This is a genomic window from Frigoribacterium sp. CFBP 8754 (assembly GCF_014841815.1).
In the GTDB taxonomy this organism is placed as follows: domain Bacteria; phylum Actinomycetota; class Actinomycetes; order Actinomycetales; family Microbacteriaceae; genus Frigoribacterium; species Frigoribacterium endophyticum.
In genome coordinates, this window is sequence record NZ_JACYUO010000001.1 from 1,009,800 (window position 1) to 1,025,971 (window position 16,172).

At 74.0% G+C, this 16,172-nt stretch carries 15 protein-coding genes, 4 tRNA genes and 1 pseudogene; 10 read left to right on the plus strand and 10 right to left on the minus strand.

The features are described 5' to 3' along the window. Positions 1–49: 49 nt before the first annotated feature. Entirely contained in the window at positions 50–1,297 is a 1,248-nt protein-coding gene (locus tag IFT72_RS04585; RefSeq protein WP_371741166.1) for an alpha/beta hydrolase family protein, read from the plus strand. Here IFT72_RS04585 and IFT72_RS04590 read toward each other — a convergent pair. From IFT72_RS04590 to IFT72_RS04600, 3 genes are read right to left on the minus strand one after another with little or no spacing between them, the layout of a single operon-like run. Then, entirely contained in the window at positions 1,218–1,988 is a 771-nt protein-coding gene (locus tag IFT72_RS04590) for a dihydrofolate reductase family protein (protein ID WP_192045671.1), read from the minus strand. The two genes, IFT72_RS04585 and IFT72_RS04590, sit on opposite strands and share 80 nt — an antisense overlap. Beyond that, positions 1,985–2,476 (minus strand): SufE family protein, encoded by a 492-nt coding sequence (locus IFT72_RS04595; RefSeq protein WP_255465402.1) that lies wholly within the window; start codon positions 2,474–2,476, stop codon positions 1,985–1,987. The genes IFT72_RS04590 and IFT72_RS04595 overlap by 4 nt, the downstream gene beginning before the upstream one ends. Before the next feature lie 5 nt (positions 2,477–2,481). After that, entirely contained in the window at positions 2,482–3,381 is a 900-nt protein-coding gene (locus IFT72_RS04600; RefSeq protein ID WP_056054586.1) for a sulfurtransferase, read from the minus strand. 265 nt (positions 3,382–3,646) lie between these two features. On the opposite strand from IFT72_RS04600, the gene zapE reads away from it, so the two are divergent. Together zapE and IFT72_RS04610 are read left to right on the plus strand one after the other, a co-directional pair. Next, a complete protein-coding gene (zapE, locus tag IFT72_RS04605; RefSeq protein ID WP_192045672.1) occupies positions 3,647–4,666 on the plus strand; it encodes a cell division protein ZapE in 1,020 nt (339 codons plus the stop codon). A 256-nt stretch (positions 4,667–4,922) separates the two neighbouring features. Then, positions 4,923–6,206 (plus strand): ammonium transporter, encoded by a 1,284-nt coding sequence (locus tag IFT72_RS04610; RefSeq protein WP_056054591.1) that lies wholly within the window; start codon positions 4,923–4,925, stop codon positions 6,204–6,206. Between the two features lie 325 nt (positions 6,207–6,531). Here the strand turns inward: IFT72_RS04610 and IFT72_RS04615 are convergent. From IFT72_RS04615 to IFT72_RS04625, 3 genes are all read right to left on the minus strand, one after another. Beyond that, positions 6,532–6,603 (minus strand) — tRNA-Val (locus IFT72_RS04615). A gap of 64 nt (positions 6,604–6,667) precedes the next feature. Next, positions 6,668–6,741, minus strand: a tRNA-Cys gene (locus tag IFT72_RS04620). 66 nt (positions 6,742–6,807) lie between these two features. After that, a tRNA-Gly gene (locus tag IFT72_RS04625) sits at positions 6,808–6,879 on the minus strand. Between the two features lie 173 nt (positions 6,880–7,052). Between IFT72_RS04625 and IFT72_RS04630 the strand changes: the two genes are divergently transcribed. Next, a tRNA-Val gene (locus IFT72_RS04630) sits at positions 7,053–7,125 on the plus strand. 91 nt (positions 7,126–7,216) lie between these two features. On the opposite strand, the gene IFT72_RS04635 is transcribed toward IFT72_RS04630, so the two are convergent. Together IFT72_RS04635 and IFT72_RS04640 are read right to left on the minus strand one after the other, a co-directional pair. Further along, positions 7,217–8,245: a carboxypeptidase-like regulatory domain-containing protein gene (locus tag IFT72_RS04635; RefSeq protein WP_192045673.1), complete on the minus strand. Its 1,029-nt coding sequence runs from the start codon at positions 8,243–8,245 to the stop codon at positions 7,217–7,219. Between the two features lie 154 nt (positions 8,246–8,399). Further along, positions 8,400–8,609, minus strand: a complete 210-nt coding sequence (locus tag IFT72_RS04640) for a hypothetical protein (protein WP_192045674.1) — start codon at positions 8,607–8,609, stop codon at positions 8,400–8,402. 45 nt (positions 8,610–8,654) lie between these two features. Here IFT72_RS04640 and IFT72_RS04645 point away from each other — a divergent pair, with 45 nt between their 5' ends. From IFT72_RS04645 to IFT72_RS04665, 5 genes are all read left to right on the plus strand, one after another. Beyond that, a complete protein-coding gene (locus tag IFT72_RS04645; RefSeq protein WP_192045675.1) occupies positions 8,655–9,365 on the plus strand; it encodes a YqjF family protein in 711 nt (236 codons plus the stop codon). A gap of 154 nt (positions 9,366–9,519) precedes the next feature. Then, on the plus strand, positions 9,520–10,647 hold the full coding sequence (locus IFT72_RS04650; protein ID WP_056054604.1) for an ABC transporter substrate-binding protein: 1,128 nt from the start codon (positions 9,520–9,522) through the stop codon (positions 10,645–10,647). Positions 10,648–10,649: 2 nt separating this feature from the next. Further along, entirely contained in the window at positions 10,650–11,573 is a 924-nt protein-coding gene (locus tag IFT72_RS04655; RefSeq protein ID WP_370543610.1) for an ABC transporter permease, read from the plus strand. Next, positions 11,570–12,430, plus strand: a complete 861-nt coding sequence (locus tag IFT72_RS04660; RefSeq protein ID WP_371741167.1) for an ABC transporter permease subunit — start codon at positions 11,570–11,572, stop codon at positions 12,428–12,430. Before IFT72_RS04655 ends, IFT72_RS04660 begins: the two co-directional genes overlap by 4 nt. Continuing rightward, positions 12,427–13,551: an ABC transporter ATP-binding protein gene (locus IFT72_RS04665; protein ID WP_185232588.1), complete on the plus strand. Its 1,125-nt coding sequence runs from the start codon at positions 12,427–12,429 to the stop codon at positions 13,549–13,551. Before IFT72_RS04660 ends, IFT72_RS04665 begins: the two co-directional genes overlap by 4 nt. A 21-nt stretch (positions 13,552–13,572) precedes the next feature. Here the strand turns inward: IFT72_RS04665 and IFT72_RS04670 are convergent, their stop codons facing one another. Continuing rightward, the gene (locus IFT72_RS04670; RefSeq protein WP_056054607.1) at positions 13,573–13,860 is read right to left on the minus strand and encodes a hypothetical protein; all 288 of its coding nucleotides are present in this window, start codon (positions 13,858–13,860) and stop codon (positions 13,573–13,575) included. 127 nt (positions 13,861–13,987) lie between these two features. Here IFT72_RS04670 and IFT72_RS15905 point away from each other — a divergent pair. Further along, a pseudogene (locus IFT72_RS15905) lies at positions 13,988–14,767 on the plus strand (DUF817 domain-containing protein); the annotation flags it as partial. A gap of 72 nt (positions 14,768–14,839) precedes the next feature. On the opposite strand, the gene coaBC reads toward IFT72_RS15905, so the two are convergent. Then, entirely contained in the window at positions 14,840–16,090 is a 1,251-nt protein-coding gene (gene coaBC / locus IFT72_RS04680) for a bifunctional phosphopantothenoylcysteine decarboxylase/phosphopantothenate--cysteine ligase CoaBC (protein WP_371741199.1), read from the minus strand. Positions 16,091–16,172 lie beyond the last annotated feature (82 nt).

Sequence of the window (16,172 nt, forward strand, 5' to 3'; positions counted from 1 at the left end):
GGTGGGCGGCACGCCGCGTCCGCCCGCCGCCCCGTCGATCGGAGCTCCCGTGACCCGCCCCTCGACTCCGTCCCCCGACCTCGGCGCGCGTCGCGCCCGGGGCATCGGCCTCGTGCTCTCGGCCTCCGTCGTCGCCACGGCCGTCGTCTCGGCGGCGGCCGTCGTCTCGGGCGCCCTGGTCATGGCCGACAAGGTCGTGACGCCGGCCCGGCGTCGCGCCGACGGCGTCCGGGTGCTCGGGCACGACCCGGCCGTCCCCTCGGTCACGCTCAGCTCCGACCCCGACACCCGCCTGCCCGGCCGCTACAGCTTCTGGTTCGACCACGGCCGGGGCCACGCCCGCGTCGGAGAGGTGCTGAGCGACGACGGCCACCGGGTGGTCCGGTCGGTCGAGGCCGTCGACGCGGGCGACCTCGCGTCGGCCCGGCGGGGGCGACTGGGGGGCTGGCTGTGGCGCACGCCGGCCGACGCCGGCCTCCCCGTCGTCGACGTCGAGGTCAGCACCCCGGTCGGGCCCGCCCCCGCCTGGCTCGTCCCCGCTCCCGGCGGCACCGACGGGCCGTGGCTGATCAGCGTGCACGGCCGGGGCGTCACGCGGGCCGAGACCATCCGCGCCGCGCCGGCCGCGCACCACGCGGGCTGGACGTCGCTCCTCGTCTCGTACCGCAACGACGGGGAGGCGCCCCCCTCTCCCGACGGCCGCTACGCCCTCGGCGACCAGGAGTGGCGCGACGTGGAGGCCGCGATGGAGCACGCGGTCTCCTCCGGCGCGACCGCCCTCGTGCTCATGGGCTGGTCGATGGGCGGAGCGACCGTCCTGCAGGCCGTCACGCGCGCGAGGCACGGCGAGCGCGTCGTGGGCGTGGCCCTCGAGTCGCCCGTCGTCGACTGGCGGACGACGCTGCGCTTCCAGGGGCGGGCCATGCACGTCCCGCGCCTCGTGCAGGAACTCGCGCTGCGCCTCCTGCAGTCGCCCGCGGCGGCGCGGCTCGGCCGCCGCGACGGGCCGATCGACCTCGACCGTCTCGACCTCGTGGCACGGGCCGACCAGCTCGACGTGCCGGTGCTCCTGCTGCACAGCGACGACGACGGGTTCGTCCCGTCGACCGCGTCGCACGCGCTGGCCGAGGCGCGGCCCGACCTCGTGCAGCTGGAGGTCTTCGCCGTGGCGCGCCACACGAAGATCTGGAACTACGACCCGGAGCGTTTCGAGCGGGTCATCGACGAGTGGCTGGGCCGTCTGCCACGAGCCAGCGCGCGTACAGCGCGTCGTGGTCGTCCTTCAGCAGCTGGCTGAGCGAGAGGCGCGCGGGGTCGAACCTCTCGCGGCCGAAGACGGGCAGGCCGCTGCCGATCGCGACGGGGGAGGTGCTGAGGCAGAGCTCGTCGACGAGGCCGTCGCGGAGGAACTGCCCGGCCAGCGACGGCCCGCCCTCGCAGACGAGCGACAGGAGGCGGTGGTCACGCAGCCGTCGGAGCACCGTCGAGGGGTCGAGACGCCCGTCCACGTCGTCGACCACCAGGACGGTCGCCGCCTCCGCGACCGCCTGCCCGAGGCTCGCGGCCACGGCGTCGGTCGCGCCGGCGGGGCACACGACGACGACGCGCTCGGCCTCCGCGGGGTCCATCCGGTGGCCCGACAGGTCGCCGGACGACGTGACGACGACGAGCCGGGAGGTCTTGGGCACGCGGTAGCCCTCGGCGCGGACGCTGGCGGCGCCGACCACCACGCCGTCCGCGAGGTCGCGGACGACCGCGAGGACCGCCCGGTCGACCGCGTTGCTGAGGGTGTCGGAGGTGCCGTCCTCGCCGGCGGCGTCGCCGCTCACCGCCGCGATGAGGTTGAGGCGCAGCCAGGTCTCGGCCGGGGGAGCGTAGAGGCCCCGGAGGGTCTCGCGCCCCCCGTCGCCGTCGCCCTCCACCGGGACGAGGTCGCCCGCCGACGCGAGGGAGGCCGGGGCGGCGGTGTGCAGGACCCGGAGGCTCACGCTCCCGAGGCCCCCGGAGCGCCGGCGGTGTCGGCCTGCGCCGTCTTCTCGGCGATCTGGCGCTTGGCCCGCCCGAGGAGGGCGGTCATGCCCCGGACCCGCAGCGGGCTGACGGCCTCGACCAGGCCGATCGTCTGGGGGTAGTCGTCCGGCACGTCCCGGAGGACCTGCTGGGCGGTCAGGCCCGTGAGGCCCTGCGCCAGGATCGACGCGAAGCCGCGCGTCGTCGGCGCCTCACGGGGGGCCGTGGCGTGCATCGCGACGACGCCGTCGACGACCTCGACGAAGATGAAGACCGGCGACTGGCACTCCTCGACGCGCTCGAGCAGGTCGGGGTGGCCCTCGTACTCGGCGGGCAGCGCCGGCAGCTCGTTCGAGAACTCGAGCAGCAGCTGGAGGCGGTCCCGCACCTCGAGGGCGAGGAACTCGTCACGGATCTCGGCGAGCGAGGCAGGCAGGTCGCCCGCGCCGGCCGCGGTGTCGGCCACGGCCGTCATCGAGCCGGGACGGCGCCGGGCTCGGTGCCCTGCACGATCGGGACGCGCACGGCGCTGCCCCACTCGGTCCACGAGCCGTCGTAGTTCCGGACGTCCTCGAAGCCCATCAGGTGGTGCAGCACGAACCAGGTGTGGCTCGACCGCTCGCCGATGCGGCAGTAGGCGACGACGGAGTCCCCGTCGGCGAGGCCGGCGCCGTCGCGGTAGATCGCGTCGAGCTCCGCGCGCCCGCGGAAGCGGCCGTCGTCGGCCGCGGCCTTGCCCCACGGCACGTTCTGGGCGCTGGGGATGTGGCCGGCGCGCAGGGCGCCCTCTTCCGGGTAGGCGGGGGCGGTGGTGCGCTGGCCCGAGTACTCCTCGGGGGAGCGCACGTCGATGAGGGGCCGGCCGAGGTGGGCGAGCACGTCGTCCTTGTAGGCACGGATCACGGTGTCGTCGCGCTCGACCACGGGGTAGTCGGTCGGCTCCGGGCTCGGGGCCTGGGTGGTGTACTCACGGCCCTCCGCCTCCCACGCGGCGCGGCCGCCGTCCAGCAGGCGCACGTCCTCGTGGCCGAAGAGCGAGAACACCCAGAGGGCGTAGGCCGCCCACCAGTTGTTCTTGTCGCCGTAGACGACGATCGTCGAGTCGCGCGTGACGCCGCTGCGCGACATGAGCGCCGCGAAGGCCTCGCCGTCGACGTAGTCGCGCTGCACGGGGTCGTTGAGGTCGAGGTGCCAGTCGATCTTGACGGCGCCGGCGATGTGCCCGGTCTCGTAGAGCAGCACGTCCTCGTCGGACTCGACGACGACGAGCCCCGGCGTGCCGAGGTGCTCCTGCAGCCAGTCGGTGCTGACGAGGCGCTCGGGGTGCGCGAACTCCTGGAACTTCGGTGCTGCGTCGTGCTCGACGACCATGGGTGCCTCCTGCTGTGTCTCTCCGTCGCGGGGACGGAGCGCCGCCGGCGACGGCGGACGATCTCGGGTGCAGCGCGGCGGGCGCTGCGGTCGGGCGCCGGTGCCCGGTGGCTAGACTCGGGCCCGGGTCACCGTCGAGGCTACGCACACGGCGTGAGCGTCGTCCGGGCGCCCCTCAGACTCTGACACAGATCGCCCCGACGCACACCGCGGCCAGGCCCCCGACGTGCGTCGCCCCCTGGTCCCCTGCCTGCGAGGTCGCCCGATGTCACCAGATCCCCTCACCGCCCGCGTCGCGCTGACCGAGCGCGCCCCCACGATCACGGGCGCCGAGATCGTCGCCGAGCTCGTCCCGCCCCGGCAGTTCGGCGGGGCGTCGCTCGAGAACTACGTGCCCGACGCGGCCTTCCCGTCGCAGGCGGAGGCGGTGGAGGCGGTGGCCGGCTTCGGCGGCGCCGCCGAGCGTCCCGCACGACGCGGCCTGTTCCGCCGACGCGCGGACTCTCCCGACGTGCTCCCCGGCCTCTACCTCGACGGCGGCTTCGGCGTCGGCAAGACCCACCTGCTCGCCGCCCTCTTCAACCGGACCACGGGGCGCCGCTACTTCGGGACGTTCATCGAATACACGGCCCTGGTCGGCGCCGTCGGGTACGCGGGCGCCGCTCGCCAGCTGGAGGGCGCCTCCCTGGTCTGCATCGACGAGTTCGAGCTCGACGACCCGGGCGACACGATGATGATGACGCGGCTGCTCGGCGACCTCGCCGAGGGCGGGACGCGGATCGCCGCGACCTCGAACACGCCGCCGGCGGCCCTCGGCGAGGGCCGGTTCGCGGCGGCGGACTTCCTCCGCGAGATCCAGGGGCTCTCCGACCGCTTCCGCACCCTCCGCATCGACGGTGACGACTACCGCCGTCGGGAGGTCGAGGCGAAGACCCACACGGTCGACGACCTGGACGCCGCGGTGGCCTCCCTGCCGGGCACGGTGTCGGTGGACGACTTCGCGGCCGTCGTCGCGCACCTCTCGTCGGTGCACCCGAGCCGGTACGTCAAGCTCATCGACGGCCTCGACGGGGTCGCCCTGCGAGACGTCCGGCCGTTCACGAGCCAGACGGACGCGCTCCGCTTCGTGGCCTTCGTCGACCGGCTGTACGACGCGCAGGTGCGCGTCGTGGCGTCCGGCGCACCGCTCGACACGGTGTTCAGCGACGAGATGCTGGCCGGCGGCTACCGGAAGAAGTACCTACGGGCCACCTCGAGGCTCGTGGCGCTCACGTCGGCGCACTGACTGACGTCCGGGGCGCGCGGCGACGTCGCCCCTTGGGCCCCGACCTCGGAGGCCTTCCCGAGGCGGGCGAAACACGTTGTTCACAGTCGCGCGATACGTGTTACATCCCCGAAACACGACGGCACACGACCCGAAACACCTCGTCGAGACACTGAGGGCGGCACCACCCGCATCGTCCCGCACAGCCCGTGGCACCCCCACGGTCGGGGCGGCCGGTGCCTCCCTGGCTTGTCAGAACTCGAGAGGTGACACACACATGGATCAAGGCAACACCGCCTTCATGCTGATCTGCGCGGCACTCGTGCTGCTCATGACGCCCGGCCTGGCGTTCTTCTACGGCGGCCTCGTCAAGGCCAAGAGCGTGATCAGCATGATGATGCTGAGCTTCGGGGCCATGGGCCTGATCGGCGTCCTCTGGGTGCTCTTCGGCTACTCCATCGCGTTCTCGAACGGCCCCCAGGGCCCCGCGGGCACCGACACCTACATCGGGTGGGACGGCGTCTTCGGCTTCGACCCGTCGATGTTCAGCCTCGACTCGCTCTTCCAGGAGAGCGCGGCGCCGGTCGGCGACTACCCGACCATCGCTTTCGCCGCCTTCCAGGCGACGTTCGCGATCATCACCGTCGCCCTCATCTCGGGCGCCATCGCCGACCGCGCCAAGTTCGGCGCGTGGATGATCTTCGCCGGCGTCTGGGCCACGGTCGTGTACTTCCCCGTCGCGAGCTGGGTTTTCAACTTCACCCTCGGCGAGGACGGCTCGGTCGTCGACGGCGGCTGGATCGCCAGCATGGGCGTCATCGACTTCGCCGGCGGCACGGCCGTCCACATCAACGCGGGCGCCGCCGCCCTGGCCCTCGCCCTGGTGCTCGGCAAGCGCGTCGGCTTCGCCAAGGGCGCCGACAAGCCCCACAACCCGCCCTTCGTGCTGCTGGGCGCCGGCCTCCTCTGGTTCGGCTGGTTCGGGTTCAACGCCGGCTCCGAGCTCGCCGCCGACGGCGTCGCCGCCCTCGCCTTCCTCAACACGATCGCCGCCCCCGCGGCCGCCATCCTCGGCTGGCTCGTCGTCGAGAAGGTCAAGGACGGCAAGGCCACCTCGGTCGGAGCCGCCTCGGGCGCCGTCGCCGGCCTCGTCGCGATCACGCCGGCCTGTGCCGCCCTGTCGCCGTTCTGGGCCATCGTGCTCGGCGTCGTCGCCGGCGCCGTCTGCGCCCTGGCGATCGACCTCAAGTTCAAGCTCGGCTTCGACGACTCCCTCGACGTCGTGGGCATCCACCTCGTCGGCGGCCTCCTCGGCACGCTGTACCTCGGCTTCTTCGCCAACGGCTCGGGCCTGATCTTCTCCGGCTCGTTCCGCCAGCTGGGCATCCAGGCGCTCTCGGCCCTCGCCGTCATGGCCTACTCGTTCGTGCTCGCCTTCCTGATCGGCCTGGCCATCGAGAAGACGATCGGCTTCCGCGTCAAGAACGAGGACGAGGTCGCGGGCATCGACCTCGCGCTGCACGGCGAAGAAGGCTACGTGCTCGAGAACTCGCGCGCCTAGCTCGTCACCGCTGCTCCACCAGGACGGCCCCGGTCACCACGACCGGGGCCGTCCTTCGTCTGTGGGTGGGGAAGCTCCCGAGCCGCGCAGGCGGGCTGCTGCGCCCCGCAGGAACGCCGGGAGGCGCGCGAGGCCACCCGAGGACGTTCGATACGACGAGACATGCGGCGGACACGGCTGAGGCGGCTGAGGCGGACGGTGCCCTCGGGGGAGGACGGAACGCTCCTCGGAGGCCGACAGCCCATGAGATCGAGGAAAGCCCTCGGGAACGAACTAACCCCTGGGAACGACGAAAGCCCCCGGCGAACCGGGGGCTTTCTCTGTGTGAGCGATACTGGGATCGAACCAGCGACCTCTTCCGTGTCAGGGAAGCGCGCTACCGCTGCGCCAATCGCTCATGCATGTCGCCGAGGCGACGTATTCAGTTGATCACGACATCATAGACCGGAGTCTTGACGTCATGGAGGTGGAGACGGGATTTGAACCCGCGTGAACGGCTTTGCAGGCCGGTGCCTCGCCTCTCGGCCACTCCACCATACGAGCAGCTCCCAGAGGGGGAGCCACCAGTCGGTGGACCACCCTCTGGTGAGCATTACACTCGAGCGGATGACGAGATTCGAACTCGCGACCCTCACCTTGGCAAGGTGATGCGCTACCACTGCGCCACATCCGCATTTCGCTTTGCATTTCTGCGTGCAAAAGAACAATACCCAGACCCGGGGCAGAAAACAAATTGAGGCATGTTCGTGTCTTGCGGGCCCTGATCAGCAGGGTCGGACCTGCCCGCCCCGGGGCCTCGAATGGCGCCGGGCCGCCCCGATGCACTAGCATCGACGAGTCCCACAGGGGCGATTGGCGCAGTTGGTAGCGCGCTTCCTTCACACGGAAGAGGTCATCGGTTCGAGCCCGGTATCGCCCACACAGAACACCTCTCGACAGAGCATGTCGACAGAACCCCGGTCCGCCGGGGTTTTTTCATGCCCTCGCCCGTCCTCACGGCCGACCGCCCGTCACGGCCTGGACGACTGCGGTGCCAGGAACACGTCGGTCGACTGTTCGGCCCCGTACGTGACCGAGATCGGCACCGCCTCCGCCGCGCTCCGCACGAGCGGGACGGGCACGTACTGCCCCGCCCACCACCAGCGCTGGTGCGACGCCGTCTCGACGCCCACCGTGTAGCGACCGCTCGGCACGATGAACTGAGCCACCTTGCGGGGCGAGCTCGTGGCGTCGAGGGCCTGCGTCATGACGGCCCCGGTCGCCGTGTCGGTGATGGTCATGACGGCGCCGTCGAGGTCCGGGCCCGGGGCGTTCACCGGGTCGGGCTCGTCGACGACGACCTGGAGGTCGTACGTCGTGTGGACGTACCGGGGAGCCGCGGCGACGTGGCTCGCCGGCGTCGTGGCGGTCTCGGCCTCGACGTCCTGTCGCCACACGGTGGGCACCCCACCCGGGGCGGCGACGACCGTGGCCGTGTAGAGGTCCGTGGGCATGCCGGAGAAGAAGTAGCGCCCCTCGGCGTCGGTGACGGAGGTGAGGGAGGTGCCGGTCCGGTTGCCGTAGACCTCGACCGTGAGCCCCGCCGGCGGCGTGGGCCACGGGCCGACCAGCCGGCCCCCCAGGGTGCCCCCGACGGGGAGCGTCACGTCGACCGCCGTCGGTGCGTCGGCCCGGACGGTGAGGTCGGTCGTCATCACCGGCGTCCGACGACCGTGACCGGCGGTCGGCGGCGGGGTCACGGAGACCCAGTAGCGCGAGCCCACCGGCACGTCGGCGAAGGTCAGGGCCCCGGTGGAGTCGGTGGTCGCGTCCCGCTCGAAGGGCCAGGCTCCCACGAGGCGGACCGTGGCCCCCGGGAGGCCGAGGGCCGTGCCCGACGACCGCAGCAGCCTCACGGAGACCGTGCCCGTCGCAGTCGTGGCCGGCACCACGGCGGTCGACGACACGAGAGGCGGAGGCGCGGCCTGGGCCGAGGCCGGGGCGAGAGCTCCGAGGCCGACCGCGGCCACGAGCGAGAGCGAGACGACGAACCTGTCCACGGGGACCCCCTGTGCGTGCAGCGACCCGGCACGGTGCCGAGCCCGCCGGGGTCCGGGCCTCCGGTGGCAGGAGCCTAGGCCCGCGGCGCCTCCGCCGCACCCGTCGTGGTCACCACGGCTCGACAGCGTCCACCGGGCGGGCCGACGTCGGCGCTCAGCCCTCCTTGGCGGCCCGCCGTCGCCGGATCGCCAGCGCGGTCCGCACGCCGTAGACCACGGCGATGACCGCCCCGACGACGATGGTCACCCACGAGCCGTCGGGGGAGAGCAGCGCCTCCGCCGCGAAGACGAGGCCGAGGAAGGCGATGCCGGCGGTGATGGCCAACGACGCGGTGGTGGGGGCGGGAGGGGGCGTGTCGCTCATCCCGTGACCGTACCGTCACCCGCTCCGGGGGAGCAGCATCGGAGCATGCCCGCCGCCCCGCCGCTGCCGCACCGCCCCGTCACCCAGCACGACTGGCGCGACGTCGTCGGCCTGCACTGGGCGGTCGACCCCGCCCTCGCGGCGCCGCTGGTGCCCCGGGGCACGAGGCCCGACCTGCACGACGGGGCGGCCTGGGCGAGCCTCGTCGCCTACCGCTTCGTCGACAGCACCGTGCCGCCGCTGCCGCGCCTGGGGCGGCTCGGCACCATGACCGAGATCGTCGTCCAGCTCGCGACCGTCGACGACGAGGGCCGTCGAGGCATCGCGTACCGCTCGATCGACACCCAGCACGCGCCCGCCGTGGTCGCGGCTCGGCTGATCGGCCTGCCCTACGTCTGGGCCCGGGCCGGCAGCCGGGTGCGCGACGACGACGTCGCCCACCGCACGCAGCGCCGGGCGGGAGGCGCGGGCTCGGTCGTCCGGGTCGCCCTCGTCCCCGAGACGGTCGCCCCGCGCACGGCCGACGCCGACGAGACGACGAGGTTCCTCTCCGACCGCTGGGGGGTCCACACCGCACGCCGCGGAGTCACCGGCTGGTGGCGTCGCGCGCACGAGCCGTGGACCTTCCGCACGGGCACGGTCACGCGCCTCGACGACGGGCTCCTGGCCGCGGCGGGCCTGCCCGGCCTCGCCGAGCGCGAGCCCGACCACGTGACGGTGTCACCGGGCGTCGTCGTCCGCTACTCGCGGGGCTGAGGGCGGCCCGCTCGGACGGCCACCCGGCGTCCACCGTCCCGTCACCGGGGCGCCGCCTCCTCGTCGTCCTCGCTCCCTACGGTGCTCGCGGGCCGGTCAGCACGACCGGCCGCACGACCGGCGGCCGCCCGCGGCCCCGCACCTGGAGGACACCGTGACCCCGACCCGCCCCCTCGCCGCCGCCGCGGCGCTCACCGTCCTCGCCCTCGGCCTCGCGGGCTGCACCGCCGCCGACGCCGCGGGCGACGACGCCGCCTCCGGCACCGCCGCGACCGCCACCAGCGCGGAGGACCTCGGGGGCATGGACGCCCTCGTCGCGGCCGCCGAGGCCGAGGGCGAGCTCAACGTGATCGCCCTGCCCGACACCTGGGCCAACTACGGGAAGATCATCGACGCCTTCGAGGCCGAGTACGACATCACGGTCAACAGCGACAGCCCCGACGTCTCGAGCGCGGAGGAGATCACGGCGGCGAAGAACCTCGCCGGGCAGGACACCGCGCCCGACGTCTTCGACCTCGGCTCGGCCGTGACGCTCGCGAACCTCGACCAGTTCGCGAAGTACAAGGTCGCGACGTGGGACGACATCGCCGACGACCACAAGGACGCGGACGGCGCCTGGGTCTACGACTACACCGGCCTGATGTCCGTCGGCTACGACGCGGACGCCGTGCCCGAGCCGGAGACCCTCGACGACCTGCTGGGCTCCGAGTACAGGGGGAAGGTCGCGATCAACGGCGACCCGACCCAGGCCGGCGCGGCCGCGGCGGCCGTCCAGTGGGCGGCGCTCCAGGACGGCGGCAGCGCCGACGACGTCAGCGCCGGGGTCAGCTGGTTCGGCGAGCTCGCCGACGCGGGCAACTTCCTGCCCACCGACCCGACCCCCGCCACGATCGCCTCGGGCGAGACGCCGGTCGTCTTCGACTGGAGCTACAACAACCTCGCGGCCGCGGCCGACGCGGGAGGGCGCGACTGGAGGACGGCCGTGCTGCCCGGGACGGCGCTCGGCAGCTACTACAACCAGGCCGTCAACGTCGACGCGCCCCACCCCGCCGCCGCGCGCCTGTGGCAGGAGTTCATCATGAGCGACGAGGCCCAGAACCTGTACCTCGCCGCCGGAGCGTATCCCGTGCGCCTGGCGGCGATGACCGAGGCCGGCACCGTCGACCAGGACGCCCTCGACGCCGTCGGCGAGCAGCCGGCCGACACCGTGCAGCTGACGACCGAGCAGACCGAGGCCGCCTCCGCGCTGCTCGCCGGCACCTGGGCGCAGGCGATCGGCTGATCGTGGTCGCGCTCGTCGAGGGGAGGCCCCCCGCGGCCGACCGCGACCGCGTCGACGGCGCCCGGCCCCCTCGGGCCCGGCGCCGTCCGGCGGCGTGGTGGGCCCTGACCCCGTTCGCGGTCTACGTCCTGCTCTTCCTCGCCGTGCCCTGCGTCGTCGCGCTGGGCACCGGCTTCGTGACGGGCGACGGCCGACCCAGCCTCTCGGCGCTCACCGCCCTCGGCGAGCCCCTCGTGCTCCGCGCCTTCGGGAGCTCCGCGCTCGTGTCGGGGATCACCGCCGTCGTCGGCGCGGTCGTCGGCGCCGTCGTCTGCTGGGGACTCACCGCCCTCCGCCCGGACGGCCTCGTCCGCAGCCTCGTCGACTCGGCCGCGAGCGTCCTCGCGCAGTTCGGCGGCGTCATGCTCGCCTTCGCCTTCACGGCCACCATCGGGATACAGGGCGTCGTCACCCAGCTGCTGCTCACCCGGCTGGGCGTCGACGTCTTCGCCGGCGGCGTCTGGTTCTACCAGGTGCCCGGGCTGCTGCTGCCCTACGTCTACTTCCAGGTGCCGCTCATGGTCATCACCTTCATGCCGGCCGTCACGGGGCTCAAGCCCCAGTGGCAGGAGGCGGTGGCCACCCTGGGCGGGACGCGGCGCGAGCACCTGCTCCGCGTCGTCGTGCCCGTGCTCGCACCGGCCTTCGTCGGCAGCGTGCTGCTGCTCTTCGCGAACGCCTTCTCCTCGTACGCGACCGCCGCGGCGCTGATCAGCCAGGGCGCCCAGATCGTGCCCCTGCAGATCCGCGCGGCGCTGGTCAGCGAGACGGTGCTGGGCCGCGAGAACGTCGCCGGCGTGCTCGCGCTCGGCATGGTCGTCGTCATGGTCGTGCTCATGACGCTCTACTCGCTGCTCCAGCGCCGCACGGAGCGGTGGCAGCGGTGACCCGCCGACGCGGCGAACCCGGGACGGCGCTGCGGAAGGCCGTCCTCGCCGTGGTCGGCGCCGTCTTCGCCGTCCCGATCGCGGCCATGGTCGCGTTCTCCCTCCGCTCGGCGGACGGGACGGGCCACGACCTGGGGCACTGGGCCGCCCTCGCCGCCCCCGAGAACGAGAGGGCGTACCGCTCCCTCGTCGAGGGCGTCACGAACAGCCTCCTCCTCGCGGCGGTGACGGCCGTGCTCGTGCTCGTGCTGCTCGTGCCGACGATGGTCGTCGTGCACCTGCGGTACCCGGCGCTGGTGCGGCCCCTCGAGTTCGTCTGCCTCGTGCCCGTCACGGTGCCGGCGATCGTGCTCGTCGTCGGGCTGGCCCCGGTCTACTCGGTCGTCTCGCGGGTCGCCGGCTCGGGGGCCTGGACCCTCGCGCTGGCCTACGGGGTCACCGTCCTGCCCTACGCGCACCGCGCCGTCCAGGCCGACCTGGCCGCCACCGACCTCCGCACCCTCGCCGAGGCGGCCAGGACCCTCGGCTCCGGCGGCGTCGCGACCCTCCTCCGCGTGGTGGTGCCGTCGCTCCGTCGCGGGCTCCTGGCCGCGGCGTTCATCACGGTGGCCGTCGTCCTGGGCGAGTACACGATCGCCAGCCTGCTGAACCGGGTGACGCTGCAGACGTCGCTCGTCCAGGTCTCGCGCAGCGACCCCTTCGCGGCCGTCATCCTCGCCCTGCTCGCCCTCCTGCTCGCGTTCCTGCTGCTCGCCGTCGTCGGCAGGGTCGGCTCCGCCGGCGCGGGCCGCCCCGTCCTCCCCGGCCGCGACGTCGCGGCCCCCGCCCCTGCTCCCGCCCGGAAGGCCCTCCCGTGACCGCCACCGCCCCCGTCGACCCGACCACCGCCTCCTCGGCCCCGTCACCGACCGGTCGAGGCTCCGCCGCCGCGGGCGCCCGGACGACGTCGACCGCGGGCGCCGCGGTCGCCCTCCGCGGCGTGGTCAAGGAGTACGCGGGCCACGTCGCGCTCCGCGGCGTCGACCTCGACCTCGCGCCGGGGGAGCTCGTCGCCCTCCTCGGCCCCTCGGGCTGCGGCAAGACGACGGCACTGCGCACCCTCGCGGGGCTCGAGACGGTCACCGAGGGCCGCATCACGGTGGACGGGCGCGACGTCGTCGACGTGCCGACGCACCGCCGGGACGTCGGCATGGTCTTCCAGGCGTACTCGCTCTTCCCGCACCTGACGGTGCAGCAGAACGTCGAGTTCGGGCTCCGCACGCGGCGCGTGGCGCGGGCCGAGCGGGCGACCCGCGCCGCCGAGATGCTCGACCTGGTGGGCCTCGGGGAGCTGGGCGGCCGGTTCTCTCACCAGCTCTCGGGCGGCCAGCAGCAGCGCGTCGCCCTCGCCCGGGCGCTCGTCACGCGGCCCCGCGTGCTGCTGCTCGACGAGCCGCTCAGCGCGCTCGACGCGCAGGTGCGGGTGCAGCTGCGCGAGGAGATCCGTCGTCTGCAGCGCGAGCTCGCCATCACGACCCTCTTCGTGACGCACGACCAGGAGGAGGCCCTGGCCGTCGCCGACCGGGTCGCCGTGATGCGGGCCGGCGCGATCGAGCAGATCGGCACGCCCGAGCAGCTGTACTCGGCGCCGGCGACGCGGTTCGTCGCGGAGTTCGTCGGGTCGAGCAACCGGCTGCGGGCCGAGGTCGTCGACGGGCGGGTGCGGCTGCCCGGGCAGGAGGTCGCCGCCGTCGGCTCCCCGGACGACGGGGAGGCGTGGGCCTACGTGCGCCCGGAGGACGTCACGTTCGCCGACCGCGGGGTCGCGGGCGTCGTCGAGTCGGTGTCGTTCCTCGGCGCGGTCTGCCGCACGAAGGTCCGGACGTCGCCCGACGACGTCGTCGTGCTCGACCACCGCGCGCACGAGCGGCGCGAGGTCGGCGAGTCCGTCCACGTGGCGTTCACGCCGCGGGCCGTCGCCGTCGTGCCGTTCGGCTGACGGCGCCGGCGGCCCCCGGGGTCAGGAGGAGGACGAGGGCTCGGTCGAGCCCGTGCCCTTCTTCGCCGCGATGGCGTCGCGCTCGCCCCGCAGCGAGCGCACGGTCTCGGGGTCGAGGAAGTCGACGAACGGGTTCGGCTGACCGGTCTTGTCGGCCACGACCAGCGTGTACTCGGCGGCCGCCTGGCGCACGCGCTCGGTGGCGCGCCCCGCCTTCTTCGCCGAGAGCGGCCGGTCTCCCATCACCTCGCCGTGGTGCTCGAGGGCCTTGACCAGGGTCTTGAGGGCTGCATCGATCTTCTTGCTCACGGGGGCATGGTGGCACACCGAGGTGAACGGGCGAGCCCGGGGCGCAGGAGCGGTCGTCCGCCGGGAGGACCACGGTGGTCCTCCGGGCCGATCCGGGGCGGGCGTCGCCGCCCGTAGCGTCGCCGACATGCCCGCCACGCCCGCCTCCGGCCCCCTGCCCGCCGGCTCCCCGACCGCGGGTCGCCGAGCGCCGTCCCGCGACCGGGCCGTCGAGGCCCTCCGCGACCTCGTCGCCTTCGCGGTGCAGCAGGCCCTCTCCTGCGCCTTCGCCGTCGCCGTGCTCGTCGGCCTCGCCGTCACCTCGGTCGTTGACGTGGGGATCCCGCGGTACGACGCGATGCTCGTCTGGTGCGTCGCCGTGCAGGCGGCCTTCGTCGTCGGGCGGCTCGAGAGCCGCCGCGAACTGCTCGTGATCTGCGCCTTCCACCTCCTGGGCCTCGGCCTCGAGGTGGTCAAGGTCGCCGTCGGCTCGTGGTCCTACCCCGACGAGGGGGTCCTCCGCGTGGCCGACGTGCCGCTCTACAGCGGCTTCATGTACGCGGCCGTCGGGAGCTACGTCTGCCAGGCCTGGCGGCGCCTCGACCTCCGGGTCGACCGCGTGCGGACGGGCCCGGCGCTGGCCCTCGCGGCCGCCTTCTACCTGAACTTCCTCACGAACCACTGGCTGCCCGACGTCCGGTGGCCGCTGATGGCGGTGGCCGTCCTCCTCCTCGGCCGGCATCGGGTCGCCTTCACCGTCCGGGGGAGGGTCCGTCGCATGCCGCTCCTCGTCTCGTTCGCGCTCATCGCCGTCTTCATCTGGCTCGCGGAGAACGCGGCGACCCTCGTCGGGGCCTGGGCCTACGCCTCCCAGGCCGACGGCTGGTCGATCGTGCACCCGTCGAAGATCGGCTCGTGGACGGTGCTCGTCGTCTTCAGCGTGGTGCTCGTCATCTGGCTGCACCAGCGCGCCGACGACGCCGCGGCACGGGCGGCCGCCTCAGGCGACGCCGCCACCGGCGAGGCCGAGGCGCCCCGTCGCGAGGACGGCGTCGAGCACGAGGTGCGCCACCTCGTCCTTCGTCCCGGCCAGGCGGCCGGCCTCCTCGCCCCCGGCGCCCAGCACGACGACGTCGGAGTCGTCGGTGCCGAACCCGGTCGACCAGCCGACCGGGTTGAGCACCAGCAGGTCGCAGCCCTTGCGGGCGAGCTTCCGCCGCCCGAGGTCGAGCAGCTCCTCGGGCGACGTGGCCGTCTCGGCCGCGAAGCCGACGACGACCTGGTCGGCCGGGCGTGAGGCGCTGAGGGCCGCGAGCACGTCGGTCGTCCTGACCAGGCGGAGCGTCAGCTCGTCGCCCCGGTCGTCCTTGCGGATCTTCGACGCGGCCACCTCGACGGGGCGGTAGTCGGCGACCGCCGCCGCCATGACGACGACGTCGGCCCCGATCGAGGAGGCGGTGGTCGCGTCGAGCAGCTCGCTCGCGGTGCCCGCCGCCACGACCTCGACGCCGGGGAGGAGCGCCGCCGCCCGGGCGACGTCGTCGTCCAGGTGCGCGGCCACGAGGGTCACGGCCGCCCCGCGGGACGCAGCGGCCCGGGCCAGGGCGAGCCCCTGTCGACCGCTCGAGCGGTTGCCGAGGAACCTCACGGGGTCGAGGGGCTCGCGGGTGCCGCCGGCCGTCACGACGACGCGGCGACCGGACAGGTCGCGGGGGCGCGCCTCCGCGACGACGGCCTCGGCGACGGCCGCGAGCGCGGCCTCGACGATCACGTCCGGCTCGCTGAGACGACCCGGCCCGCTGTCGCCGCCGGTGAGCGGCCCGTCGTCGGGGCCGACCACGACCACGCCCCGCGAGCGCAGCAGCTCGACGTTCGCGACGGTGGCGGCGTTCCGCCACATCTCGGTGTGCATGGCCGGGGCGACGACCAGGGGAGCCGTGCTCGCGAGGATCGTCGTGCCGAGGAGGTCGTCGGCGAGCCCGTGCGCGATCGCCGCGAGGGTGTGGGCCGTCGCCGGCGCGACGACGACGAGGTCCGCCGCCTGGCCGAGCGCGACGTGGCGCACCTGGGCGACGTCGTCGAAGACGGAGGTGTGCACCGGGTTGCGGCTGATGGCCTCGAAGGTGGGCAGGCCCACGAACCGCAGGGCCGCCTCCGTCGGGACGACGTGGACGTCGTGGCCCCGGACGACGAGGCCGCGGACGACGCTGACCGCCTTGTACGCGGCGATCCCGCCCGAGACGCCGACCACGACCGTGAGGCGCCGGGCGCCCTCGCCGTCGTCGTCTCGTCGGTGCTGGCCACGGTCGGTCTGTCCGGTCACGGTTCCCCTG

Excerpts from the sequence above, each read along its gene's own strand:
- IFT72_RS04645 (WP_192045675.1), top strand. The coding sequence starts at position 8,655 with ATGCCCGCCGCCCCGCCGCTGCCGCACCGCCCCGTCACCCAGCACGAC.
- IFT72_RS04600 (WP_056054586.1), bottom strand. The coding sequence starts at position 3,381 with ATGGTCGTCGAGCACGACGCAGCACCGAAGTTCCAGGAGTTCGCGCAC.
- IFT72_RS04640 (WP_192045674.1), bottom strand. The coding sequence starts at position 8,609 with ATGAGCGACACGCCCCCTCCCGCCCCCACCACCGCGTCGTTGGCCATC.
- zapE (WP_192045672.1), top strand. The coding sequence starts at position 3,647 with ATGTCACCAGATCCCCTCACCGCCCGCGTCGCGCTGACCGAGCGCGCC.
- IFT72_RS04610 (WP_056054591.1), top strand. The coding sequence starts at position 4,923 with ATGGATCAAGGCAACACCGCCTTCATGCTGATCTGCGCGGCACTCGTG.